At 61.8% G+C, this 25,373-nt stretch carries 22 protein-coding genes; 21 read left to right on the forward strand and 1 reads right to left on the reverse strand.

Annotation, left to right across the window (positions count from 1 at the left end; translation table 11 throughout):
• The first annotated feature begins 400 nt into the window (after positions 1-400).
• The 6 genes from H8S56_RS16790 (at position 401) to H8S56_RS16815 (ending at position 7,375) form a co-directional block, all read left to right on the forward strand.
• Complete coding sequence (locus tag H8S56_RS16790) at positions 401-3,256, forward strand: DUF2339 domain-containing protein (protein WP_187519251.1); 2,856 nt, start codon at positions 401-403, stop codon at positions 3,254-3,256.
• 26 nt (positions 3,257-3,282) lie between these two features.
• A complete protein-coding gene (locus tag H8S56_RS16795) occupies positions 3,283-4,632 on the forward strand; it encodes a DUF3999 domain-containing protein (RefSeq protein ID WP_187519293.1) in 1,350 nt (449 codons plus the stop codon).
• Positions 4,633-4,776: 144 nt separating this feature from the next.
• On the forward strand, positions 4,777-5,787 hold the full coding sequence (locus H8S56_RS16800) for a class 1 fructose-bisphosphatase (RefSeq protein WP_187519252.1): 1,011 nt from the start codon (positions 4,777-4,779) through the stop codon (positions 5,785-5,787).
• 14 nt (positions 5,788-5,801) lie between these two features.
• A complete protein-coding gene (locus H8S56_RS16805; RefSeq protein ID WP_187519253.1) occupies positions 5,802-6,404 on the forward strand; it encodes a DUF924 family protein in 603 nt (200 codons plus the stop codon).
• A 135-nt stretch (positions 6,405-6,539) separates the two neighbouring features.
• The gene (locus H8S56_RS16810) at positions 6,540-6,794 is read left to right on the forward strand and encodes a hypothetical protein (RefSeq protein WP_024687849.1); all 255 of its coding nucleotides are present in this window, start codon (positions 6,540-6,542) and stop codon (positions 6,792-6,794) included.
• A gap of 2 nt (positions 6,795-6,796) precedes the next feature.
• Positions 6,797-7,375, forward strand: a complete 579-nt coding sequence (locus tag H8S56_RS16815; protein WP_024687850.1) for a lipocalin family protein — start codon at positions 6,797-6,799, stop codon at positions 7,373-7,375.
• Positions 7,376-7,421: 46 nt separating this feature from the next.
• On the opposite strand, the gene H8S56_RS16820 is transcribed toward H8S56_RS16815, so the two are convergent.
• A complete protein-coding gene (locus H8S56_RS16820; protein ID WP_187519254.1) occupies positions 7,422-8,786 on the reverse strand; it encodes a formimidoylglutamate deiminase in 1,365 nt (454 codons plus the stop codon).
• A 179-nt stretch (positions 8,787-8,965) separates the two neighbouring features.
• Here H8S56_RS16820 and hutC point away from each other — a divergent pair, with 179 nt between their 5' ends.
• The 15 genes from hutC to hutG all read left to right on the forward strand — a co-directional run bounded on the left by hutC (position 8,966) and on the right by hutG (position 25,314).
• Positions 8,966-9,676, forward strand: coding sequence for a histidine utilization repressor (hutC, locus tag H8S56_RS16825; protein WP_175561776.1), 711 nt, complete (start codon positions 8,966-8,968; stop codon positions 9,674-9,676).
• The gene (locus H8S56_RS16830) at positions 9,673-10,269 is read left to right on the forward strand and encodes a HutD/Ves family protein (protein ID WP_187519255.1); all 597 of its coding nucleotides are present in this window, start codon (positions 9,673-9,675) and stop codon (positions 10,267-10,269) included. Before hutC ends, H8S56_RS16830 begins: the two co-directional genes overlap by 4 nt.
• A 47-nt stretch (positions 10,270-10,316) precedes the next feature.
• Positions 10,317-11,492: a Na+/H+ antiporter NhaA gene (gene nhaA / locus H8S56_RS16835; protein ID WP_187519256.1), complete on the forward strand. Its 1,176-nt coding sequence runs from the start codon at positions 10,317-10,319 to the stop codon at positions 11,490-11,492.
• Between the two features lie 105 nt (positions 11,493-11,597).
• Entirely contained in the window at positions 11,598-12,131 is a 534-nt protein-coding gene (locus tag H8S56_RS16840; RefSeq protein ID WP_024695982.1) for a DUF3455 domain-containing protein, read from the forward strand.
• Positions 12,132-12,231: 100 nt separating this feature from the next.
• Positions 12,232-12,798 carry a sigma-70 family RNA polymerase sigma factor gene (locus H8S56_RS16845; RefSeq protein WP_024686440.1) on the forward strand — a complete coding sequence of 189 codons (567 nt, stop codon included), beginning with the start codon at positions 12,232-12,234 and terminating at the stop codon, positions 12,796-12,798.
• Positions 12,795-13,499, forward strand: a complete 705-nt coding sequence (locus H8S56_RS16850) for an anti-sigma factor (RefSeq protein ID WP_187519257.1) — start codon at positions 12,795-12,797, stop codon at positions 13,497-13,499. The genes H8S56_RS16845 and H8S56_RS16850 overlap by 4 nt, the downstream gene beginning before the upstream one ends.
• Before the next feature lie 366 nt (positions 13,500-13,865).
• Positions 13,866-15,584 carry a urocanate hydratase gene (gene hutU / locus H8S56_RS16855; protein WP_187519258.1) on the forward strand — a complete coding sequence of 573 codons (1,719 nt, stop codon included), beginning with the start codon at positions 13,866-13,868 and terminating at the stop codon, positions 15,582-15,584.
• A 290-nt stretch (positions 15,585-15,874) separates the two neighbouring features.
• On the forward strand, positions 15,875-16,843 hold the full coding sequence (locus H8S56_RS16860; protein ID WP_187519259.1) for an ABC transporter substrate-binding protein: 969 nt from the start codon (positions 15,875-15,877) through the stop codon (positions 16,841-16,843).
• A gap of 77 nt (positions 16,844-16,920) precedes the next feature.
• Positions 16,921-17,772, forward strand: a complete 852-nt coding sequence (locus H8S56_RS16865) for an ABC transporter permease (protein WP_024684960.1) — start codon at positions 16,921-16,923, stop codon at positions 17,770-17,772.
• Positions 17,769-18,599 carry a quaternary amine ABC transporter ATP-binding protein gene (locus tag H8S56_RS16870; RefSeq protein ID WP_050586104.1) on the forward strand — a complete coding sequence of 277 codons (831 nt, stop codon included), beginning with the start codon at positions 17,769-17,771 and terminating at the stop codon, positions 18,597-18,599. Before H8S56_RS16865 ends, H8S56_RS16870 begins: the two co-directional genes overlap by 4 nt.
• Positions 18,600-18,611: 12 nt before the next feature.
• Positions 18,612-20,153, forward strand: a complete 1,542-nt coding sequence (locus H8S56_RS16875) for an HAL/PAL/TAL family ammonia-lyase (RefSeq protein WP_187519260.1) — start codon at positions 18,612-18,614, stop codon at positions 20,151-20,153.
• Positions 20,154-20,247: 94 nt separating this feature from the next.
• Complete coding sequence (gene hutH / locus H8S56_RS16880) at positions 20,248-21,795, forward strand: histidine ammonia-lyase (RefSeq protein WP_024684963.1); 1,548 nt, start codon at positions 20,248-20,250, stop codon at positions 21,793-21,795.
• A 103-nt stretch (positions 21,796-21,898) separates the two neighbouring features.
• A complete protein-coding gene (locus H8S56_RS16885) occupies positions 21,899-23,275 on the forward strand; it encodes an amino acid permease (protein WP_024684964.1) in 1,377 nt (458 codons plus the stop codon).
• 15 nt (positions 23,276-23,290) lie between these two features.
• The gene (hutI, locus tag H8S56_RS16890) at positions 23,291-24,496 is read left to right on the forward strand and encodes an imidazolonepropionase (RefSeq protein WP_187519261.1); all 1,206 of its coding nucleotides are present in this window, start codon (positions 23,291-23,293) and stop codon (positions 24,494-24,496) included.
• An 11-nt stretch (positions 24,497-24,507) separates the two neighbouring features.
• Positions 24,508-25,314 (forward strand): N-formylglutamate deformylase, encoded by an 807-nt coding sequence (hutG, locus tag H8S56_RS16895; protein WP_187519262.1) that lies wholly within the window; start codon positions 24,508-24,510, stop codon positions 25,312-25,314.
• Positions 25,315-25,373: the final 59 nt, after the last annotated feature.

Raw genomic sequence — 25,373 nt, forward strand, 5'->3', positions numbered from 1 at the left:
TCCACGAAGACTGACTTTCAGACGCAACATGTCGGCTGAATGTACCGGCCCCTTCGCGGACGAGTCCGTTCCCACTCACTGAAACCGGTTTTCAACCTGTAGGAGTGGACTTGTCCACGAAGACTGACTCTCAGACGCAACATGTCGGCTGAATGTACCGGCCCCTTCGCGAGCAAGCTCGCTCCCACAGACTGAAACCGGTTTTCAACCTGTGGGAGTGAGCTTGCTCACGAAGACTGACTTCCAGCCGCAACCCTTCGACTGAACACACCGGCCCCTTCGCGAGCAAGCTCGCTCCCACTGGCTGAATACGCCGTTGCGCGTCAGGAGCGCGCTCAATCCTGTTCCACCCTATACTGCGCACCGATAAACCTTCACACATCGGAAAGGATGTCGTCGCGTGCTCTGGATTTGTCTGGTGGTGGGTGGTGCAGCGCTGGGCTACTCGTTGAGTTACGACGAGTGGGAAGGCATGCTCATCGGTTCCATTATGGGCTGGGGGCTGTGGGCAGGCATTCGCCTGTACGTGCTCGATAAGCGCTCGGCCGAGCAGTCGCTTGAATTGCTTGCCACACGAAAAACCGTCGAATCCCTGCAGCAACGCCTGACCCTTCTCGAATACCCGCCCGTTTCCAGCGCTCAGCCTGTGGCCACGCCAGAGCAGGCGGCACCGTTGCCTGCGGACTCGATCATCATCCCCGCGCAGACCACCGGACCTGAGTTGATCTGGGACCTGCCTGTCGCTGAGGCACCCGCTGTGCAGCGGGCCGAACCTGCGATCAAGGCGGCGCAGAACAGCACGCCAAGACAAGCCGACGCGCCCAATGTCCTCGAAAAGACCCTGTCCCGCGCCATGGGCTGGCTGATGGGGGGCAACACGGTATTGCGAGTCGGTGTGGTGGTGCTTTTTCTAGGACTGGCGTTTCTGTTGCGCTACGCCACTGAAGGCATGGTTGTGCCGATCGAAGCCCGCTACGCAGGCGTCGCGGCCAGTGCGCTGGCTCTGCTGGGGCTTGGCTGGTGGCTGCGCCTTCGCAATGGGCCTTATGCGCTGATGCTGCAAGGCGCAGGCATTGGCGTGCTGTACCTGACGGTGTTCGCCGCAATGAAACTGCACCCGCTGCTGGACCCGACCCTGGGTTTCGCGCTGCTGGTCGCGATCACCGCGTTCTCCGCCATATTGGCCCTGACCCAGAACGCGCTGGCACTGGCCTGCGCGGGGGCGCTGGGCGGGTTCGCCGCGCCGCTTCTGGCCTCGACCGGGCAAGGCAGCCATGTGTCGCTGTTCAGTTATTTCGCCCTGCTCAACGCGGGCATTTTCGCCATCGCCTGGTTCCGGGCCTGGCGCATCCTGAACCTGATCGGTTTCTTCGGCACCTTCGGTATCGGTTTCGCCTGGGGCATCAAGACCTACACAGCGGATGTGTTCTGGAGCACCGAGCCATTCCTGATTCTGTTTTTCGTAATGTACCTGGTCATCGGCCTGCTGTTCGCCCGACGCAAGCTTCAAGAGCAGGCCAGCGCACCGCAGGATGACAGCCGCCATGCGCTGCTGCGCTGGTCGGCGCGGCAAGGTGACTATGTCGATGGCACCTTGCTGTTCGGTACGCCGATCGTGGGGTTCGGCCTGCAATATGCGCTGGTCGAACACATCCCCTTGGGCGCTGCGTTCAGCGCATTGGTCCTGGGACTGATCTACATGGCGCTGGCGCGAGTGCTTGCAGCGCGAGGCTCGGAGCGGACCACACTGTTGATGGAAACCTGCCTGGCACTGGGCGTGGTGTTCGCCACGCTGGCGATCCCGCTGGGGCTGGGTTCCCAATGGACGACCTGCGCCTGGGCCGTGGAAGGTGCCGCCATCTTCTGGCTGGGCATGCGCCAGCACCGGCTGCTCGCACGCGCTTTCGGCCTGTTGCTGCAACTGGCTGCTGGCGCAGCGCTGCTGAGCAACCTTGATCTGACCTACGCCTCGCTGCTGTTCAACGGCGATTACTGGACGTCGATGATCCTGGCGATTGCCGCGTTAATCAGCGCGTGGTGCATCCATCGCTATAAGGGGCTGACGCGGGTGGATCAGGAACTGGCCCGGTCATTGCTGATGGTGTGGGCAGCGGCGTGGTGGGTCTTCTCCGTGCTCAGCGCCGTCCAGTTGTTCGTACCCGGCTCGCTGCAAACGGCCACGCTGTTGATAGCTGCGGCGACCAGCGTCGCGCTGTGGACAGCGCTTGCCCTGCGCCTGCGCTGGCCGGACATGGCCATGCTGTGTGCCGCACTGATGCCGCTTTGCAGCTTCTTGCTGCTGGCCTCGCTGGGCACGTTTTACCACCCGGCGCAGGATGGCGGCTGGGTGGGCTGGCTGGCGGTGTTCGCCGTGCACCTGCTGTCACTTCGTCGTCTGGCAGGCCTGTTGCCGAGCCTTGCAAACCGTGTAGCGCATATCGTTGGCTGCTGGCTGATCATCGCCGTGCTGGCGCTGGAGTTGCGTTTTGGCCTGATGCAGCTTTCCGAGTCCTACAACGCCTGGCGCTGGCTGGGCTGGGCTGTCGTGCCAAGCCTGTATCTGTGGGGCATGGCCTCGCAGCGTCAATGGCCGTGGCCTGTCTCGGCCTTCCCCGACGCCTACCGGGTCAGCGCCGCCGCGCCCTTGGCGGTGTTGATGCTGGCGTGGTTCTGGCTGGCCAATTTCTTCAGCGACGGCGCGGCGGACCCACTGCCCTACCTGCCGCTGCTCAATCCACTGGAAATCGGCCTGCTGTTTGCACTGGGCGGCGTTTTCCTGTGGATGCGCCACTGCCTGGCGAGGATGGGTCTGGACACCATTCGCGCCCGTACAACTGCCCTTCTGATAGCGGGCAGTTCCGTGTTCGCTCTGGTCACGGCGATGGTCATGCGCACCGCGCATCACTGGGCCGATGTGCCATGGCACACGCAAAGCCTGCTCGAATCGATGCGTGTGCAGGCCGGGCTATCGATTGTCTGGACGCTGATGGCACTGGCGCTGATGATCGGCGGGCATCTGCGCGCCAACCGACATGTCTGGCTGGGCGGCGCGGTTCTCATCGGTGTGGTGGTGGTCAAACTGTTCTTCGTGGAACTGAGCAATCGCGGCGGCATGGAGCGCATCGTCTCCTTCATAGGTGTTGGCATTTTGCTACTGGTGGTGGGATATTTCGCACCATTACCGCCGAAACCTCTCGCTGCGAAGAGGGACGAGGAACCCGGCACGGCTCCCACCACCGAGCCGACCAGCCCATGAGGAAACCGTTCTTGAGTCGTTCACCCCTGAAAGTCGCTGCGCTCGGCCTGGCGCTGTGCACGACGATGGCCGCCCATGCTCAAGACAAACAGGCCGACTTTGCCAGCCAGACGCCGCTGACGCTCAGCGGCGATGGCCCGTGGTATCGAATCGAGCTGCCGCTGGCCGTGCAACTGAGTGCTCGGCAGACCGACCTCAGCGACTTGCGCGTTTTCAACAGCGAGGGTCAGCCGCAGGCGTATGCACTGAATCAGAAGCAGGCGGCGCACGATCAGGAGCCCACGCCGATTCCGGTGAAGTGGTTCGCGCTCTACAGCACTCAGGAAGCGGGCGATGCGACGCCGGTCATCCGTATCGAGCGCGCCAGCAACGGCACAGTGATCGAAGTCCAGCCGCAAAGTGACATCGAGGCAGGCGAAGAAGTCCTGCGTGGCTGGCTGCTGGACACAAGCGCGGTCAAGGCACCGCTGGAACAGTTGATCATTGACTGGAGCGCCGAGCGCGAGGGTTTCCAGAGTTTCAGCATCGAAGCCAGCGATGACCTTCAGCACTGGCGCAACTGGGGTGACGGCCAAGTGGCGCGCCTGTCGTTCGCCGACGAAGTGGTAGACCAGCGCGAAGTCGGCCTGCCCGGCCAGAGCGCTCGTTATCTGCGCCTGCTGTGGCGCTCGCCGCACAGTGCGCCCACGCTGATTTCCGCGCACGTATTCGCGGCAGAGACGGAAAACCCAGCGCCGCCCCTGACCTGGTCACCCGCCATCACTGGCAAGGCCGAAACGGCCAACGAGTACATCTGGCAACTGCCGGCGGGCTTGCCGGTCGAGCGCGTGAAGGTCGACATCACTCAGCCCAACAGCCTCGCGCCAGGCACCCTGTATGCGCGCAGCGATGCCAGACAGCCGTGGCAGCCGGTCAGCAGCGGGCTTCTGTATCGCCTGACGCAGAACGGCGGCGACATGGTTCAGGATCAACTGCACCTGTCCGGGCGTGTCGTGCAGCAGCTCAAGCTGGTGGTCGATGACCGCGGCGGCGGACTGGGCGAGGAAGCGCCAGCCTTGAGCGTGGCCGTGCAGGCGAGCGAAGTGGTGTTTCTGGCACGCGGCAATGGACCCTTTACCCTGGCCGTGGGCAACGCGAGCGTCAAGGCTGCCAACCTGTCGCTGGCCACACTGATTCCTGATTTCACGCCACAGAAACTGGCCTCGCTGGGTACCGCGAAACCGGCCAGTGCAACCGTCGCCGACATGGCTGCGCCACTGCCGGTGGTGCAGGAAAACGTCGATTTCAAGCGCCTCGGGCTCTGGGCCGTCCTGCTGCTGGGTGTGCTGTTTCTGGGCTGGATGGCGCTCAGCACCCTGCGGGCCTCGAAGCGCTGAACAGGTCATCTGGCCTGCCGGATTCCAGCTACGCTGACCCGGCATATGAACTGAAACCGCGATAAGCCAGTCTGATAGCAGTATTACGTCGCCACTCGCGTTAAACTGCGCGGGTTTTCATACCCCCTATTTTCGGAGCTATCCATGTCCCGCGTTACACTAAGTCGCTACTTGATTGAGCAGACCCGCAGCAACAACACTCCTGCCGATCTGCGCTTCCTGATCGAAGTAGTGGCGCGAGCATGCAAGGAAATCAGCCACGCCGTCTCCAAGGGCGCGCTGGGCGGCGTACTGGGCAGCATGGGCACCGAGAACGTGCAGGGCGAAGTGCAGAAAAAGCTCGACGTGATCTCCAACGAAATCTTGCTGGAAGCCAACGAATGGGGCGGTCACCTGGCCGGCATGGCGTCCGAAGAAATGGACAATGCCTACCAGATTCCAGGCAAATACCCTAAAGGCGCCTACCTGCTGGTGTTCGACCCACTGGACGGCTCGTCCAACATCGACATCAATGCACCCGTCGGCACCATCTTCTCGGTGCTGCGCTGCCCGAACCAGTACCTGAGCCAGAACGAAGCCCTGAACGAAAAGGCCTTCCTGCAGCCAGGCACCGAGCAGGTCGCTGCCGGTTACGCAATCTACGGCCCGCAGACCATGCTGATCCTGACCCTGGGTGACGGCGTCAAAGGCTTCACGCTGGACCGCGAGATGGGCAGCTTCGTACTGACTCACGAGGACATCACCATCCCTGAGACCACTCAGGAATTCGCCATCAACATGTCCAACCAGCGCCACTGGGAAGCCCCGGTACAGCGCTACGTGGAAGAGTTGCTGCAGGGCGACGAAGGTCCGCTGAAGAAGAACTACAACATGCGCTGGGTTGCGGCGATGGTTGCCGACGTGCACCGCATCCTGACCCGTGGCGGTCTGTTCATGTACCCGCGCGACAGCCGCGAGCCATCCAAGCCGGGCAAGCTGCGCCTGATGTACGAAGCCAACCCGATGTCGTTCCTGGTTGAGCAGGCAGGCGGTGCGTCCACTGACGGCCACCAGCGCATCCTCGACATCCAGCCTGAAGGTCTGCACCAGCGTGTTGCTGTATTCCTGGGTTCCAAACAGGAAGTCGAGCGCGCCGCCGCTTACCACAAAGAGTAAGAGGGACAAGACCGATGCGTGCGCCCTGGCTGCCGCTGCTTGACTGGTGGTTCGGCTCGGCCGAATCACCGACTGAAGTGGTGAAAGCCAGGAACACGCTCTGGTTTGGCAAGAAAAAGGCTAACGACGCCGAAGCCCGCGAGCGCTTCGGTGATCAGGTCGAGAAAGCGCTGGCGGGTGGTCTGGCCGAATGGGCGGAAAACCCAAAGGGCTGGCTGGCGCTGATTCTGCTGCTCGATCAGTTGCCACGCATGATCCATCGCGACACATCCAACGCCTTTGCCGGAGACCCGCGCGCGCAGGCACTGGTCAAGCATGGCTTGAAACTGGAGCGGGACCAGCATCTGGATCCACTGCAGCGCACCTTCATCTACCTGGTGCTGGAGCACAGCGAGAACCTCGCGGACCAGAATCAGGCCACCGCCTGTTTCACCCGTTTGCTGCCGCTGCTACCTGCCACTGATCGCGGCTATTTCACGAGAAGCCTGACTTTTGCCGAGCGTCATCAGGCGATCATCGCCCGCTTCGGACGCTTCCCGCATCGAAATGCCATTCTGGGCAGAACCTCTACCGATCAGGAAGTCGAATTTCTCGAGAAACCCGGCTCAAGCTTCTGATAGACCAAATAAATCCTTTTGTCTGCCGGGAACCAGATCCGCTTTTTCTCTTCTAAGCTTTCGGTACTGCGCCAGCGTCAGGCTGCATCGGCCCCCGTTGCGACGAGACCCCTCTTCCGTTCAGGAGCTTCATCCATGTCCTTGCGCTATGTCGCTTTACTCTCGTTTTGCGTGTTCCTGGCTGCGTGCAGCAAAATCACCCAGGAAAACTACTCCAAACTCTCTGCGGGCATGCCTAAGGGTCAGGTCGAATCCTTGCTGGGCAGCCCGACTGAATGTTCCGGTGCGCTGGGCATGTCCAGTTGCACATGGGGCGACAAAAACACGTTCATCAGCGTGCAGTACGCCGCTGACAAGGTCGTCCTGTTCTCGGGTCAGGGCCTGAAATAAGCATGGTCAAGGTACTCGTACGTTTCGGTATCTTCGTGATGGCCAGTTTTCTGGCCATCGGCTTTGCGCACTCGGCTGACAACCTTGAGCCGAGGACGGTCGACAGCGTCGATCTCAAGCAGTATCAGGGCACCTGGTACGAACTGGCGCGACTGCCGATGTTTTTCCAGCGCAAATGCGCGCAGTCCGAAGCTCACTATCAGCTCAAGGATGACGGCAACATCGCCGTGACCAATCGCTGCCGCACCATTGAAGGCGAATGGCAGGAAGCGACCGGCACCGCCTCGCCGCAGGTTCCGGGCAAGACCGACAAGCTGTGGGTCGTGTTCGATAACTGGTTCTCGCGTCTGCTCCCGGGTGTTGCCAAGGGCGACTACTGGGTGCTGGACATCGGCGACGGCTACAAGACCGCGGTGGTCGGCAACCCGGACCGCAAGTACCTCTGGCTGCTGTCACGCACGCCAACGGTGTCCGAGTCGGTCAAGCAAGGCATGCTCAGCAAGGCTCGTCAGCAGGGTTACGACACCTCACGCCTGATCTGGCGCGAGGCTGACTCGAAGATCGGCAAGGGCGAGAAGTGAACACTGGCGGGCGTGATCGTGCCAACCCGTTGGCACGATCAGTCCGTTAGTCCAGCAACGCCCTTAGTACCTGAGCAAACGCCTGGGCACTCTGCTCCTGATCGGCATGTCGCCCGTCACGAATGACCCAACGTCCGCCCACCGCCACGTCACGGATCTGGCGGTCACTGCCTGCGAACAACCAGCGGTTGAGAATGGCATCGCCCGATGCAGTGGCGATATACGGGTCATTGCCATCCAGTACCAGCCAGTCAGCACGCTTGCCGACTTCCAGCGCGCCAATCTCCTGCCCCAGCGCCTGGGCACCGCCCGCAAGCGCTGCATCCATCAAGGTTCTGCCAACCATCGGCTGATCGCTGCGATGCAACCGGTTACGACGCTGGTCGCGCAGCCGCTGGCCGTACTCCAGCCAGCGCAGCTCTTCGACCACGCTGAGCGACACATGGCTGTCTGAACCAATGCCCCAGCGCCCGCCCTGCGCGATGTAATCCACAGCCGGGAAAATCCCGTCACCCAGGTTCGCTTCAGTGGTCAGGCACAAACCGGCAACGGCTGCGCTGCTCGCCATAAGTGCCACTTCGTCAGGCTCGGCATGGGTCGCATGCACCAGACACCAGCGGTTATCCACAGGCGTGTTTTCATACAACCACTGCAACGGACGTCGACCGCTCCAGCTCAGGCAGTCGTCGACTTCCTTCTGCTGTTCGGCAATGTGGATATGCACCGGGCAATGCGGGTCGCTGGCAGCCAGCACGGCGCTGATCTGCCCGGGCGTCACGGCACGCAACGAGTGAAAGCAAAGGCCAAGCCGCTGCGCCGTTTGACTCGCCACAATTGGCTGCAAACGCGCCTGCAGGTCCAGATAGCTGTCGGTGCTGTGGATAAATCGACGCTGGCCTTCGTTCGGTGCCTGCCCGCCAAACCCGGAATGGCTGTAGAGCACCGGCAGCAGCGTCAGGCCAATACCGACCGAGCTTGCCGCCTGGCTGATCTGCACCGCCAGCTCGGCGGGGTCGTCGTAGGGTTTGCCCGTAATGTCCTGATGCACGTAGTGAAATTCGGCGACCGAGGTGTAGCCGCCTTTGAGCATCTCGATGTACAGCTGACGGGCAATGACGCCCAGTTGCTGTGGCGTGATGCGTCCGACCAGCCGGTACATGAGGTCGCGCCAGGTCCAGAAGCTGTCGTTCGGGTTGCCGGCCACTTCGGCCAGACCGGCCATGGCACGCTGGAAAGCGTGCGAGTGCAGGTTCGGCATGCCGGGCAGCAACGGACCGTGGACGACTTCAGCGCCCTGCCGATCCGCATTGGCCTGAATCCGCGTCAGCATACCCTCAGGGCTGACCTCCAGACGTACGTCGTTGGCCCAGCCGTCCGGAAGTAGCGCGCGCTCGGCAAAGAAGGCTGACATTGACTTCACACCTCATCACTGTAATTTGTATATACATATACAGACGTTTGGTTCACCGGTAAACCGTCGGCAAACTTGCCGTACCACAGGTTAATGGTTAGCTTGAGCGCCTGAATCATCTCCACGACAAGGACACCTACGTGCCGACGCCGCCCGCCTCTTCCTCACTGGCAGCCCAGATGGGCGAAAGTCCCGCACCCTTGTACGCCCGCGTCAAACACATGATCGCCCTGCAGATCCAGAACGGCACCTGGCCGCCGCATCATCGCGTGCCGTCGGAAAGCGAGCTGGTGACACAACTGGGTTTCAGCCGCATGACCATCAACCGCGCCTTGCGTGAACTGACCGCCGAAGGCCTGCTGGTGCGCATGCAGGGCGTCGGTACGTTCGTTGCAGAGCCCAAAAGCCAGTCAGCGCTGTTTGAAGTCCACAATATCGCTGACGAGATTGCCGCACGAGGCCATCGTCATTCCTGCAAGGTCATCATCCTCAAAGAAGAAGCCGCAGGCTCCGAACGCGCACTGGCGCTGGACATGCGCGAGGGTCAGCGGGTGTTCCATTCGTTGATCGTGCATTACGAAAACGACATTGCGGTACAGATCGAAGACCGTTTCGTGAACGCGTTGGTCGCGCCGGATTACCTCAAGCAGGACTTCACCCTGCAGACGCCCTACGCCTACCTGTCGCAGGTGGCGCCGTTGACCGAGGGTGAGCATGTGGTCGAGGCGATTCTGGCAGAGGCCGACGAGTGCACACTGTTGCAGATCGACGCGGGCGAACCCTGCCTTTTGATTCGCCGCCGTACGTGGTCAGGTCGCCAGCCGGTGACCGCCGCACGCCTGATCCATCCCGGCTCCCGTCATCGCCTTGAAGGACGTTTCACCAAATGACCGCGACCCGCATCCTGCGCGCCATCGATTACCCGCGCATGCCGTGGAAGAACGGCGGCGGCAGCACTGAAGAAATCGCCCGCGACGCAGGTCAGGACCTGGACGGTTTCGGCTGGCGGTTGTCGATTGCGGATATCGAACACTCAGGCGGCTTTTCCGTGTTCGCCGGTTATCAGCGGATCATCACCGTGCTGCAGGGCGCGGGCATGACACTGACGGTCGACGGCATCACCAGTCGCCCGCTGCTGCCTTCCGATCCATTTGCGTTCAGCGGGGACAGCCAGGTCGAGTGCACATTGCTCGACGGGCCGATCCGGGATTTCAATCTCATCTATGCGGCGCATCAATACAGCGCGCGCCTGCAGTGGATCGACGTGCGCCAGCCGCAACGGCTGTTCAGTTCGGCGAGCACCTTCATGCTGTTCAGTATGGCCGAGCAGATCGCCCTCAGCATCAACGGCCAGCCGTGGGAAATCCTCGGCCGACACGACTGCGCCCACGTGGACAACACCGGCGCACTCATGGAGATCGAGCTGCAATCGTCGGGCGCCAGCCGTTGCTGCCTGATTGAGCTGAACGCCATGGGTCAATGAAGGTATGCTAAGCGCCCTCTAAAAATCAGCTCCCTTCAAGGACGACCATGACTCAATTCCCGATCAAGGAAACGCCTCGGGCCGTTGCCATCCTCGCCAGCTTTCTCGCCTCCGAGTCCGCAGGCGGCATCATCTTGATGCTGGCCGCTCTGGCCGCCCTGATTGTCGCCAACTCGCCGCTGTCAGCCGGTTATTTTGCGGTGCTGCACAGCGTGTGGCTGGGCCTGTCAGTCGAGCTGTGGGTCAACGACGGGTTGATGGCGATCTTCTTCCTGATGGTCGGCCTGGAAATCAAGCGCGAAGTGTTGGCGGGTGGACTCTCGACCTGGGGCCAACGCGCCCTGCCCGGCTTTGCCGCTGCAGGCGGAATGCTGGTGCCGGCGCTGATCTACATCGCCGTCAACTGGGGCAACCCGCAGACCTTGAGCGGCTGGGCGATTCCTGCTGCAACTGACATCGCGTTCGCACTGGGCGTACTGTCTTTGCTGGGCAATCGCGTGCCGACGTCGCTCAAGGTGTTTCTCGCGGCACTGGCGATTCTCGACGACCTGGGTGCCGTCACCATCATCGCGTTCTTCTACAGTTCCGGCCTGAACCTGCCGATGCTGGGCGCGGCCCTGGCCACGCTGGCGGTGCTGATCGTGATGAATCGCCTCAACGTCCGTCGCCTGCTGCCGTATCTGTTGCTGGGTGCGCTGCTGTGGTTCTTCGTGTTGCAGTCGGGCGTTCACGCCACGCTGGCAGGCGTCGCGCTGGCGCTGTGCATCCCGCTGGGCAAGCCCGAGGAAGAAGCGCGCTCGCCGCTGCTGTTCCTCGAAGAGAAGATGCATTACTGGGTGGCATTTGCGGTAGTGCCGATCTTTGGCTTTGCCAACGCAGGGGTTTCGCTGGCCGGCATCTCCATGGAAAACCTCGTCGATACGGTGCCGCTCGGTGTCGCGCTGGGGCTGTTCGTGGGCAAGCAGATCGGCGTATTCCTGGCCGCCGTGCTGGCCATTCGTGCAGGGCTGGCCGTGCTGCCGGAAGGCAGTAACTGGGTGCAGCTGTATGGCGTGGCGATCCTGTGCGGCATCGGCTTCACCATGAGCCTGTTCATCGGCAACCTGGCGTTTCCCGGTCAGCAGCACCTGATCGATGAAGTAAAAGTCGGCGTATTGATGGGCTCGGGCCTCGCGGCGATCACCGGGATCTTGCTGCTGCGCAGCCGTTTTAGCCGGCCCTGAAAAAATATTTTCAAATCACTGCATCCAGATCGTTTCCTCGCGGGTAGTACTTGCAGCAGCCACTTCGAGTTGCTGAGCGCGGTTAAACCATCTGGAGATTTCTGCATGAACGCAAAACGCTTGCTCTGCCTTGCAGGTAGTACCCTGGCTTTCACTTGCCTGTCGTCCGTCGCCATGGCCCAGACCGATCTGCCCGAAAGCGTTCGGGTTCCGGCCGGCCACAAGATCAGCATGCAAACCACCGGGGTCGGCGAAATTACCTACGAATGCCGCGCCAAAGCCAACATGCCCAATGAGATGGAATGGGCGTTCGTCGGTCCCAAGGCGGTACTCAATGACAAGAGCGGCAAACAGGTCGGCACCTACTACGGCCCGCCTGCAACGTGGGAAGCCAAAGACGGCTCGAAAGTGACCGGCACTCAGGTCGCCGTGGCACCGTCGAGCGCAGGCAACCTGCCGTATCAACTGGTCAAGGCCAACCCGGCTGAAGGCAAAGGCGCCATGACCGGCGTTGCCTACATCCAGCGCACCGCCCTGAAAGGCGGCGTAGCACCGACCACCGCGTGCGCGGCCAGCAACAAGGGCGCCAAGGAAGTGGTCAAGTATCAGGCCGACTACCTGTTCTGGACCGCCAACTGATCACAGTCAGGCAATCGGTCACCGCGCAGCCAGTGAGCTATGCTGCTGCGCGGGTCCTCGTGATATCAACGAGGCAGTAGTCCATTGACGGCGGATCACCTTGTCCTCACACGAATCTCTCTTTGATTACGAAGGCACGCTGCAGGCCTGCGCTCGCGGTGAGCGGCAGGCCCTGCATCGTCTTTATGAACAGGAAAGCGCACGGCTGCTCGGTGTGGTCATGCGGCTGGTGCGTGACCGCGCACAGGCTGAAGACATCGTGCATGATGCCTTTCTCAAGATATGGACCGGTGCCGCCAGTTTCGACGCCTCACGCGGCTCGGCACGCGGCTGGATTTACAGCGTGACGCGCCATCTGGCGCTCAACAACCTGCGCAACACCGCACGGGAAGTTCGCGTTGAGGATGACGGCAGCGAAGATCATCATGAGCAGGCGACACTGGAAGGCTGGCAGGAAACCGGCGATGCTTTCGACTGGCGAGTCAATCCCGGGCGCATTACATCGTGCCTGGAACAGCTAGAACCGGTGCGGCGTAACTGTGTGCTTCACGCCTATGTAGACGGTTATTCGCATCAAGAAATCGCGCAGAAAGTTGGCGCGCCACTGGGTACGGTCAAAGCCTGGATCAAGCGCAGCCTGACGGCTTTGCGGGAGTGCATGGGATGACCCAACCTTCGAACGAGAATATTCACGAGCTGGCGGGCGAGTACGTACTCGGCACCCTGTCGGCCGGGCAAAGGCTCGACGTCCAGCGTCGGCTGCCCCACGAGCCCGACCTGCAAGCGGCGATAGACGCCTGGGAACAACGTCTGCTGCCCCTGACCGAGCTGGCAGAGCCGGTCATGCCGTCACCCGGTCTATGGGAGCGGATCGAGCGCAACCTGATAGATCGCACAGTGACCCGGTCGCAGCCTGAACAGCGCGTACGCTGGTGGGACAACCTGGCGATCTGGCGCGGCCTTGCAGGCGCAGGACTTGCCGCCTCGCTGGTGCTGGGCATGACACTGCTGACCCGCACCCCAACGCCGCCCTCTTATCTGGTGGTGCTGGTCGGGCCTCAGGACAAATCACCCGGCTGGGTCGTGCAGGCCAGTAACCCGCAGGAAATCCAGCTCATCCCGCTGGGCGCGTTCGAAGTCCCGGCCGACAAGGCGCTGGAGTTCTGGACCAAGGGTGATGGCTGGCAAGGACCGGTTTCCCTCGGGCTGGTCAAACCGGGGCAAAGCCTGAACATCCCGCTCGACAAACTACCGCCACTGCAACCCAACCAGTTGTTCGAGCTGACGCTGGAAACATCCACCGGCTCGCCCATCGGCAAACCGACGGGTCCGATTCAATTCATTGGACGAGCAGTCAAGGTGATTTGAGACGTATGACACGGATCGTCTGACGTTCTGCCCCCTTCGCTTCACACCCGCCTCACCGGATAACTACAACCCTGTGGGAATGCGCCGGCAACCCGAGCCGCACCAGCGTGTTACCCACCGCCCCAAAACTGCGCAAAAAAGCCCTCAGGTAACAATCACGGCGTCTTGGCGCGCTCGCACGCCAACCATGCCCGTTCCTCTGAAAACCTCGAAAAGCAAGGCCTTGCGCTGTTTCTGAATAGGCTACAGCCCTCGCCCGACAAAGTTGGTCTTCAGATTGCATATGCTTGTATGTACAAGTAGAGACAGGCTAATCAAGCCGCTCTGCCGACCTGCATTGAAGCGCCCTGCACGGGCTGGTTTGGAATGATCGCTGAGGATTTTTTTGTGACCGAGAATAATCAAGACCTGAAGCAGGACTGGACCCGCCATCGTGAAGGCGAGGTACGTGCTGCCCGTGGGACTCAACTAACAGCCAAGAGCTGGCTGACCGAAGCGCCGCTGCGCATGTTGATGAACAACCTGGACCCGGAAGTGGCCGAGAACCCCAATGAACTGGTGGTCTACGGCGGTATCGGGCGAGCGGCGCGCAATTGGGAGTGCTACGACAAGATCGTCGAGAGCCTCACCCACCTGAATGACGACGAGACGCTGCTGGTGCAGTCCGGCAAGCCGGTCGGCGTGTTCAAGACCCACAGCAACGCCCCACGTGTCCTGATCGCCAACTCCAACCTGGTGCCGCACTGGGCGAGTTGGGAACACTTCAACGAACTGGATGCCAAGGGCCTGGCGATGTACGGCCAGATGACCGCAGGCAGCTGGATCTACATCGGCAGCCAGGGCATCGTGCAAGGCACCTACGAAACCTTCGTCGAAGCCGGTCGCCAACATTACGACGGCAACCTCAAAGGCCGCTGGGTGTTGACCGCAGGTCTGGGCGGCATGGGCGGCGCGCAACCATTGGCCGCAACACTGGCCGGCGCCTGCTCGCTGAACATCGAATGCCAGCAGAGCCGCATCGATTTCCGCATCAAGACCCGCTATGTCGACGAACAGGCCACCGATCTGGACGACGCGCTGGCCCGTATCGCCCACTACACCGCTGAAGGCAAGGCCATCTCCATCGCGCTGTGCGGCAACGCGGCCGAAATCCTGCCGGAAATGGTCCGCCGTGGCGTGCGCCCGGACATGGTCACCGACCAGACCAGCGCCCACGACCCGCTCAATGGCTACCTGCCCAAAGGCTGGACCTGGGACGAGTACCGCGCCCGCTCGGTGAGTGAGCCGGCCAGTGTGGCCAAGGCCGCCAAGCAATCGATGGCCGAACACGTCCAGGCCATGCTGGCGTTCCAGCAAGCCGGTATCCCGACCTTCGATTACGGCAATAACATCCGGCAGATGGCCAAGGAAGTCGGCGTGACCAACGCCTTCGATTTCCCAGGCTTCGTTCCCGCCTACATCCGTCCGTTGTTCTGCCGTGGCATTGGTCCGTTCCGCTGGGCCGCGCTGTCGGGCGACCCGCAGGACATCTACAAGACCGACGCCAAGGTCAAGGAACTGATCCCGGACGACGAGCATTTGCACAACTGGCTGGACATGGCCCGCGAGCGCATCAGCTTCCAGGGTTTGCCCGCCCGTATCTGCTGGGTCGGTCTGGGTCAGCGCGCAAAACTCGGTCTGGCGTTCAACGAGATGGTACGCAGCGGCGAGCTGTCGGCACCGGTCGTGATTGGTCGCGACCACCTGGACTCTGGCTCGGTTGCCAGCCCCAACCGCGAAACCGAATCCATGCGTGATGGCTCAGACGCGGTGTCCGACTGGCCATTGCTCAATGCCCTGCTCAACACCGCCAGCGGCGCGACCTGGGTGTCCCTGCACCACGGCGGCGGCGTCGGCATGGGCTTCTCGCAGCACTCGGGCATGGTGATCGTCTGCGACGGCACCGATGAAGCCGCCGAGCGTATCGCCCGCGTGTTGCACAACGACCCGGCGACGGGCGTCATGCGCCACGCCGACGCCGGTTACGACATTGCAATCGACTGTGCCAAAGAGCAGGGCTTGAACCTGCCGATGATCGGACGTTAGGTTTTGTACGAAAAGTCGGCGAGCGAAGGTCAGGCAAGGCAAAAACAGGCGAGGAACGGCCGGGGTCGCGTTCGACTCTACGTGTTGTAAATGAGCATTCCGATCGGACTCGCGCACGAGCCTGTTTTTAACGCAGCATCACCGAGCGCAGCCACTTTTCGTACAGAGCCTAAGGGCGACGTCGGTCATCAGGCCGACAGACCTCGGGGACGGGCGTGAAAACGCCCAAAGGCCGGATGCCTGTTTTGATGAAGCTGCCACCATCCCTTTCAGGCGTAGGAGCATCGACAATGAACATGAAAAAGGCCCTGTTGACCACTCTGGTATCCGCTGGCTTGCTCGCCAGCGCCGGAGCGAGTCAGGCTGCCAGCTGGTGTGAGTCAGGCAAGCCGGTGAAATTCGCGGGCCTGAACTGGGAAAGCGCGATGCTGCTGACCGACATCCTGCAGATCGTGCTGGACAAGGGTTACGGCTGCACAGTGGATGCCCTGCCCGGCAACTCCATCGCCATGGAAAACGCCCTGAGCACCAACGACATCCAGATCTTCGCGGAAGAATGGGTCGGTCGCAGTGAAGTGTGGAACAAGGCAGCGGCCGCCGGAAAAGTGGTCGGTGTCGGCGCGCCGGTCGTCGGTGCAGTCGAGGGCTGGTACGTGCCGCGCTACGTGATCGAAGGCGATGCCAGGCGCAAGCTGGAAGCCAAGGCGCCGAACCTCAAGTCGATCAGCGATCTGGCGCAGTACCCGGCGGTGTTCAAGGATCAGGAAGAACCCGGCAAAGGCCGTTTCTACAACTGCCCGGCCGGCTGGACCTGCGAGCTGGAAAACAGCGAGATGCTCAAGAGCTACGGTCTGGAGAACACATACACCAACTTCCGTCCGGGCACCGGCCCGGCGCTGGACGCGGCTATTCTGTCCAGCTACAAGCGCGGCGAGCCGATCCTGACGTATTACTGGTCGCCAACGCCGTTGATGGGCCAGGTAGACCTGGTGCGTCTGGAAGAGAAAGCCGGGGTTAACAAGACGATCGATATCAAGGTCGGCGTGTCCAAAGTGTTCCATGATCAGGCGCCTGAACTGATTGCCGTGCTGGAGAAGGTCAATCTGCCGATCGACCTGCTCAACCAGAACCTGGGGCGCATGGCCAAGGAACGCATCGAATCGCCGAAACTCGCCCGGATCTTTCTGAAAGAGCACCCGGAAGTCTGGCATCAGTGGGTCAGTGAAGACGCCGCGAAGAAGGTGGACGCCTCGCTGTAAACGACTGGGCAGCCGGGCTGACACTGCAGATTCGGCTGCCCGTTCGTTGACCGAAACACCTTACTTGAGAGCCGCTTATGTTTCCTGAAAGCTTCACTTTCTCGATCGCCAACTGGGTCAACGACGGCGTCGACTCGCTGGTAACCCAGTACGGCGATGTGTTCCGACACATCTCCGACACGCTGCTGTGGGCCATCGTCAACCTGGAAGGCCTGCTGCGCATGGCGCCGTGGTGGTTGATGCTGATCATCGTCGGCGGCATTGCCTGGCACGCCACGCGCAAGATCGTTACCACCGTGGTGATCGTCGGCCTGCTGTTTCTGGTCGGCGCGGTCGGGTTGTGGGACAAGCTGATGCAGACACTGGCGCTGATGCTGGTCGCCACGATCATTGCCGTACTGATCGGCATTCCGCTGGGCATTCTTTCGGCGCGCAGCAACCGCCTGCGTTCTGTACTGATGCCGCTGCTGGACATCATGCAGACCATGCCCAGCTTCGTTTACCTGATTCCGGTGCTGATGCTGTTCGGCCTGGGCAAGGTCCCGGCGATCTTCGCCACCGTGATCTACGCCGCGCCGCCGCTGATTCGCCTGACCGACCTGGGCATTCGTCAGGTCGATGGCGAGGTCATGGAAGCCATCAATGCCTTCGGTGCCAACCGTTGGCAGCAACTGTTCGGCGTGCAACTGCCGCTGGCGATGCCCAGCATCATGGCCGGGATCAACCAGACCACCATGATGGCGCTGTCGATGGTGGTGATTGCCTCGATGATCGGCGCTCGTGGTCTGGGCGAAGACGTACTGGTCGGCATTCAAACGCTGAACGTCGGACGCGGACTGGAAGCAGGTCTGGCCATTGTCATTCTGGCGGTTGTCATCGACCGCATCACTCAGGCCTACGGCCGTCCACGGCATGAGGCGCAAAAATGATGAGTGAGCAACCGAACAAGATCGTTGTGCGAAACGTGTACAAGATTTTCGGCAATCGGGAAAAAGAAGCGCTGGCCATGATCAAGCAACAGCAGAGCAAGGATCAGGTGCTGGCGAAAACCGGTTGCGTGGTGGGCGTGAACGACCTGTCACTGTCGATTGCCAGTGGCGAAATCTTTGTGATCATGGGCCTGTCCGGCTCGGGTAAATCGACCCTGGTGCGCCACCTCAACCGGCTGATCGACCCTACCAGTGGCGAGATTCTGGTCGATGGCGAAGACATCCTGCGCTACGACATGGAAGCGCTGCGCCAGTTTCGTCGGCACAAGATCAGCATGGTGTTCCAGAGCTTCGGCCTGCTGCCGCACAAGACCGTACTCGCCAACGTGGCCTACGGCCTGAAAGTGCGCGGCGAGACCAAGGCATTGTGTGATGAACGCGCACGGCACTGGATCACCACCGTTGGCCTTAACGGCTATGAAAACAAGTACCCGCACCAGCTTTCCGGCGGTATGCGTCAGCGCGTAGGTCTGGCCCGGGCGTTGGCAGCCGACACCGACATCATCCTGATGGACGAAGCGTTCAGCGCACTCGACCCACTGATTCGCGCCGAAATGCAGGACCAGTTGCTGGACCTGCAGGCCACGCTGCACAAGACCATCGTGTTCATCACCCATGACCTTGATGAGGCCGTGCGCATCGGTAATCGCATCGCGATCCTCAAGGACGGACGGCTGATCCAGGTCGGTACGCCGAAAGAAATCCTTCACTCGCCCGCCGACGATTACGTGGATCGTTTCGTTCAGCGCCGCGTGGCGACTCTTTAAGGACCGTTGCAGATGTCACGAGCAGAAAAGATCGTTTTCGGCGACGCCCCGGCGCGCTGGCAGGACGTGGTCGCCGTCGCCCGGCATGGCGCGCCACTGGTGCTGTCGCCAGCCGCGTGGGCACGGATCGAGAACGCCCAGGCCATCGTGCAGCGCATCGTTGTCAGCGGCGAGCGCGCCTACGGCGTGAACACCGGCCTGGGCGCGTTATGCAATGTGTCGCTGGCAGGCGAACAGCTCGGTCGCCTGTCGCGTAACACCCTGCTCAGCCATGCCTGTGGCGTCGGCGCACCGCTGACCGACGAACAGACCCGCGCGATCATCTGCGCCGCCCTGCTCAATTACAGCCAGGGCAAATCCGGTATTCATCGGCAAGTGGTCGAAGCGCTGCTGGCCCTGCTCAACCACGGCATTACGCCTCAGGTCCCGGCGCAGGGTTCGGTGGGTTATCTGACCCACATGGCCCACGTCGGCATCGCCTTGCTGGGCGTCGGTCAGGTCAGCTATCGCGGGCAGATCGTGTCTGCACAGCAGGCGCTGGAAGAGGAAGGTCTCAAGCCGGTCGTCCTCGGCGCGAAAGACGGGTTGTGCCTGGTTAACGGCACGCCCTGCATGACCGGGCTGAGCTGTCTGGCCATCGCCGACGCCGAGCGACTGGTCCAATGGGCCGACGTGATCGGTGCCATGACCTTCGAAGCCCTGCGCGGCCAACTGGATGCGTTCGACGAAACCATTCTGGCCCTCAAGCCGCATCCCGGCATGCAAGCAGTCGGTAATAACCTGCGCAGCCTGTTGGCAGGCAGCGAAGTGCTCGTCAGCAGCCAGGGCATTCGCACGCAGGACGCGCTGAGCATTCGCTCCATGCCGCAGGTACATGGCGCAACCCGCGACCAGTTGGCACATGCTGTCCGGCAGATCGAGACCGAACTGAATTCGGTCACCGACAACCCGTTGCTGCTCGGCACGCCCGATGCTTACCGCGTGGTGTCCCAGGCCAACCCGCATGGTCAGTCGGTGGCGATGGCGGCGGACCTTCTATGCGTGGCCGTCGCCGAACTCGGCTCGATTGCCGAGCGTCGTCTGGACCGCCTGATCAATCCGATGGTCAGCGGCCTGCCCGCGTTTCTGGTCAGCCAGCCGGGCGTCAACTCGGGAATGATGATCGTCCAGTACGTCGCTGCCTCGCTGTGCGCGGAAAACCGCCAGATGGCGCAACCGGCGGTGGTGGATAACTACGTCACGTCCGGTCTGCAGGAAGATCACTTGAGCCTGGGCACCAGCGCCGCGCTGAAGCTGCACAAGGTGCTGGGCAACGCGACGCAGATTCTCGCCATCGAATACCTGCTGGCGGCGCAGGCGTTTGAATTCCTCAAGGCGCAGCGATTCGGCGTGGGCACCCACATCGCCTGGCAGCTGTTGCGCGAACGCGTTCCGGCTTACGACGAAGACCGCTGGCTGGCACCGGACATCGCCAGCAGCGCGGCACTGATCAACGAAAACCAGACGCTGGAGAGGGTTTTCCAGCACTGCCGTGAACACACGGCAACCCAATAAAAAGCGGTCAAGGCCCGGCGTCACCCACGCAGGGCCGACGGCGGCGCGTTCAACACACGCGCACGCCCGACATCAATCAAGGAGTAGCTGCATCGTGACCACCCCATCTGCCAAGACCTTCAACCTGATCCCCGGCCAACTGACGCTGGCACAACTGCGCGCCTTCTATCAGCAGCCCATGACCCTGACGCTGGACGCCAGCGCTGACCAGCCGATCGACGACAGCGTGGCCTGTGTCGAGCGCATTCTGGCCGAGAACCGCACCGCTTACGGCATCAATACTGGTTTCGGTCTGCTGGCCTCGACGCGCATCGCCAGCGAAGACCTGGAAAACCTGCAACGTTCGCTGGTGTTGTCCCACGCAGCCGGTGTCGGTCAGCCGATCAGCGACGAACTGGTGCGGATAATCATGGTGCTCAAGGTCAACAGCCTGAGCCGCGGTTTCTCGGGCATTCGCCGTGTGGTCATCGACGCGCTGATCGCGCTGATCAATGCCGAGGTCTACCCGCACATCCCGCTCAAGGGTTCGGTGGGCGCATCCGGTGACCTCGCGCCGCTGGCGCACATGTCGCTGGTGCTGCTGGGCGAAGGCAAGGCGCGTTACAAGGGTGAATGGCTCAACGCAGTCGATGCACTGAAAATCGCAGGACTGACGCCACTGACCCTGGCCGCCAAGGAAGGTCTGGCGCTGCTCAACGGCACGCAGGTCTCAACCGCCTATGCGCTGCGCGGTCTGTTCGAGGGCGAAGACCTGTTCGCCGCTGCATTGACCTGTGGCTCGCTCACGGTCGAAGCGGTACTGGGTTCACGCTCACCGTTCGACGCACGCATTCATGCCGCTCGCGGCCAGCGCGGGCAGATCGATTCCGCCGCCTGCTATCGCGACCTGCTCGGTGAAAGCAGTGAGGTGTCCGAGTCGCACCGCAACTGCGACAAGGTTCAGGACCCCTACTCGCTGCGCTGTCAGCCACAAGTGATGGGCGCGTGCCTGACCCAGTTACGGCAGGCCGCCGAGGTGCTGCAAATCGAAGCCAACGCCGTGTCCGACAACCCGCTGGTGTTCGCCGCCGAGAACGAGGTGATCTCCGGTGGCAACTTCCACGCAGAGCCTGTCGCCATGGCGGCCGACAACCTGGCGCTGGCCATCGCTGAAATAGGCTCACTGAGCGAGCGACGCATTTCGCTGATGATGGACAAGCACATGTCGCAGTTGCCGCCATTCCTGGTGGCCAACGGCGGGGTCAATTCCGGCTTCATGATCGCCCAGGTCACAGCCGCTGCGCTGGCCAGTGAAAACAAGGCGCTGGCCCACCCGCACAGCGTCGACAGCCTGCCGACCTCGGCCAACCAGGAAGACCATGTATCGATGGCGCCAGCCGCCGGCAAGCGGTTATGGGAAATGGCAGAAAACGTTCGCGGGATTCTTGCCGTAGAATGGCTGGCTGCGTGTCAGGGTCTGGACCTGCGTAATGGCCTGAAAACCTCTCCAAAACTGGAGCAAGCCCGAGCCCTACTACGCAGCAAGGTCCCGTCCTACGACAAAGACCGCTTTTTCGCACCGGACATCGAAGCTGCCAGCCAGCTGTTGTCCTCCACTTGCCTGAACCCTTTGGTTCCTGCACGTCTGCTACCCAGTCTGTGATGCACCGCGAGCCTGGCAGGGCTCGCCATGGTCAATCGCTGCGGGAAGCCGAATGCAGGCGTTCTCGCAGCTATAGCCATACCAGTAATGAAATGGACCTGAAATGACGTCACAAGATGGTTTGAAACGCGGGTTATCCGCCCGCCACATTCGCTTCATGGCTCTGGGCTCTGCCATCGGCACAGGGTTGTTCTACGGCTCGGCCTCGGCGATTCAACAGGCGGGGCCTGCTGTATTGCTGGCCTACCTGATCGGCGGCGCAGCCGTATTCATGGTCATGCGTGCGCTGGGCGAAATGGCCGTGCACGATCCCGTCTCCGGCTCCTTCAGCCATTACGCCACACGCTACCTCGGCCCGCTGGCTGGCTTCGTGCTGGGCTGGACCTACGCGTTCGAGATGATCATCGTCTGCCTTGCCGACGTCACGGCGTTCGGCATCTACATGGGCTTCTGGTTTCCGGAAGTGCCGCGCTGGATCTGGGTGCTGGGCATCGTATTTCTCATCGGCGCGCTGAACCTGTGCAACGTCAAAGTCTTCGGCGAAACCGAATTCTGGCTGTCGCTGCTCAAGGTCGGCGCAATCATCGCGATGATTCTGGCGGGCTTCGGCATCATGCTGTTTGGCATCGGCACCTCGACCAGCGGTACGGAAGTCGGCATCAGTAACCTGTGGGCGCACGGCGGCTTCATGCCCAATGGCATGACCGGCCTGATCGCTTCGTTCGCCGTGGTGATGTTCGCCTTTGGCGGCATCGAGATCATCGGTATCACGGCCGGTGAAGCGAAGGACCCGCAACGCTCACTGCCTCGTGCGATCAACGCGGTGCCGCTGCGCATCCTGCTGTTCTACGTGCTGACGTTGTTCGTGCTGATGTCCATCTACCCATGGCCGCAGATCGGCACGCAGGGCAGCCCGTTCGTGCAGATTTTCGACAACCTCGGCATCGCGTCGGCAGCGACCATTCTCAACATCGTGGTGATTTCCGCCGCCGTGTCGGCCATCAACAGCGACATCTTCGGCGCAGGCCGCATGATGTACGGCCTGGCCCGCGACGGCCAGGCACCGGCCAGCTTTGCGCGCCTGTCGCGTCAGGGCGTACCGTGGATGACCGTACTGGTGATGGGCGTGACCCTGCTGGGCGGCGTGGTGCTCAACTACCTGATTCCGAAAAACGTATTCCTGCTGATCGCCTCGCTGGCGACCTTCGCTACCGTCTGGGTCTGGCTGATGATCCTGCTGACCCAGGTCGCGATGCGCCGCGCCATGAACGCCGAAGAAGTCGCCAAGCTGAAATTCCCGGTGCCGTTCTGGCCCTATGCGCCGGCCGCCGCCATCGTCTTCATGCTGTTTATCTTCGGCGTGCTGGGTTACTTCCCGGACAACCGCGCCGCGCTGATCGTCGGCGCAATCTGGATCGTGCTGCTGGTCATCGCCTACCGTCTATGGGTCAAACCCAAGTCGCTGACACCTGTTCCTTAGCCTGAGGAGGCCTGGATGAAAACGCTCTGGAAGAACTGTCACATCGCAACCATGGCACAGGGTAACTACTCGATCATCGAGGATGCCGCCATCGTGACTTCCGCAGCGCTCATCGACTGGATCGGGCCTCTGACGCAATTGAACGAGTCAAGCTTTGACAGCACGGTGGATCTGGGCGGGGCGTGGGTCACGCCAGGCCTGATCGACTGCCACACCCACATGGTCTTCGGCGGCAACCGTAGCGGCGAGTTCGAACAGCGGCTGCAAGGCGTGAGTTATGCGGACATCGCAGCCGCAGGCGGCGGCATCGCCAGCACTGTGCGCGCCACACGTGCAGCGACCGAGGACGAGTTGTATCGCAGCGCCGAGCGGCGTTTGCGGCACCTGCTCAACGATGGCGTGACCACGGTCGAGATGAAGTCCGGCTATGGGCTGGACCTGGAAAACGAGCGCAAATTGCTGCGCGTGATCCGCAGTCTGGGCAACACCTTGCCGGTCACCGTGCGCGCCACTTGCCTGGCTGCGCACGCCCTGCCGCCCGAATATGCCAATCGCGCCGACGATTACATCCACCACATCTGCAACGACATGCTCCCGGCGCTGGCCGCCGAAGGGCTGGTGGATGCCGTGGACGCGTTCTGTGAATACCTGGCGTTTTCCCCCGCGCAGGTCGAACAGGTGTTCATCACCGCGGGTCAACTCGGGCTGCCGGTAAAATTGCACGCCGAACAGCTTTCATCGCTGGGCGGTTCAAGTCTGGCGGCGCGTTACAAGGCGCTGTCGGCCGACCATCTGGAGTTCATGACCGAAGATGACGTCATCGCCATGGCCGCTGCCGGAACAGTCGCCGTGCTGCTGCCGGGCGCTTATTACTTTCTGCGCGAAACTCAACTGCCGCCACTGGATGCGTTGCGCAAACACGGTGTGCCCATCGCCATTTCCACCGACATGAACCCTGGTACCTCGCCCGGCCTGTCACTGCGCCTGATGCTCAACATGGCCTGCACGCTGTTTCGCATGACGCCTGAAGAAGCACTGGCGGGCGTCACGCTCAACGCTGCCAAGGCACTGGGCATGGGCGACACGCACGGGTCACTGGAAGTCGGCAAGACGGCGGATTTCGTCGCCTGGGACATCGAGCGACCGGCTGATCTGGCGTACTGGCTGGGCGGCGATCTGGACAAACGCATTGTGCGCCATGGCGTGGAATCACTGGTGTAAAGGAGAAGATTGTGGACAACGTTCTGACATTCACCCGCGGCCGTATTCCGCTGCTGATCAGCATGCCCCACGCGGGCCTCAAGCTCACGCCCGCCGTGCAAGCCGGGCTGGTGGACGAAGCACTGAGCCTGCCTGACACCGACTGGCACATTCCGCGTCTGTACGACTTCGCTGCCGAACTGGGTGCGAGCACGCTGGCTGCCGAATATTCACGTTTCGTCATCGACCTCAATCGCCCATCTGACGACAAGCCGATGTATGCCGGTGCGACCACGGGGTTGTTTCCGACGATCCTGTTCGACGGCGTGCCGCTGTTCAAGGAAAGCCAGACACCCGGGCCCGAAGAGCGGGCGACGTACCTGGAGCAGATCTGGATGCCTTACCACCAGACGCTGGAACAGGAACTGCAACGGCTGCGTGACGCGTTCGGCTACGCCCTGCTATTCGACGCGCACTCGATTCGCGGCCACGTCCCGCACCTGTTCGATGGTCGCCTGCCCGATTTCAACCTCGGCACCTTCAACGGCGCCAGCTGCGACGTGGAGCTGGCCAACAGGCTGGAACAGGTCTGCGCCGCCGCCAAGGACTACAGCCACGTACTGAACGGCCGCTTCAAAGGCGGGCACATCACCCGCCATTACGGCGACCCGGCCAACAACATCCACGCCGTGCAACTGGAACTGGCGCAAAGGACCTACATGGAAGAATTCGCCCCGTTCCAATACCGCCCGGACCTGGCCGAACCGACCCGCAAGGTCCTGAAACCCTTGCTGGAAACCTTCATTGCCTGGGGGCAGGAGCGGTTTGGCAAGAGTTAGTGGATGAGTAAAAAACCGTGAGAGCGAGCTTGCTCGCGAAGGCCATGTCTCAGACTCTA

Origin of the sequence: Pseudomonas triticifolii (assembly GCF_014358015.1) — a bacterium.
GTDB classification, from domain to species: Bacteria; Pseudomonadota; Gammaproteobacteria; order Pseudomonadales; family Pseudomonadaceae; genus Aquipseudomonas; species Aquipseudomonas triticifolii.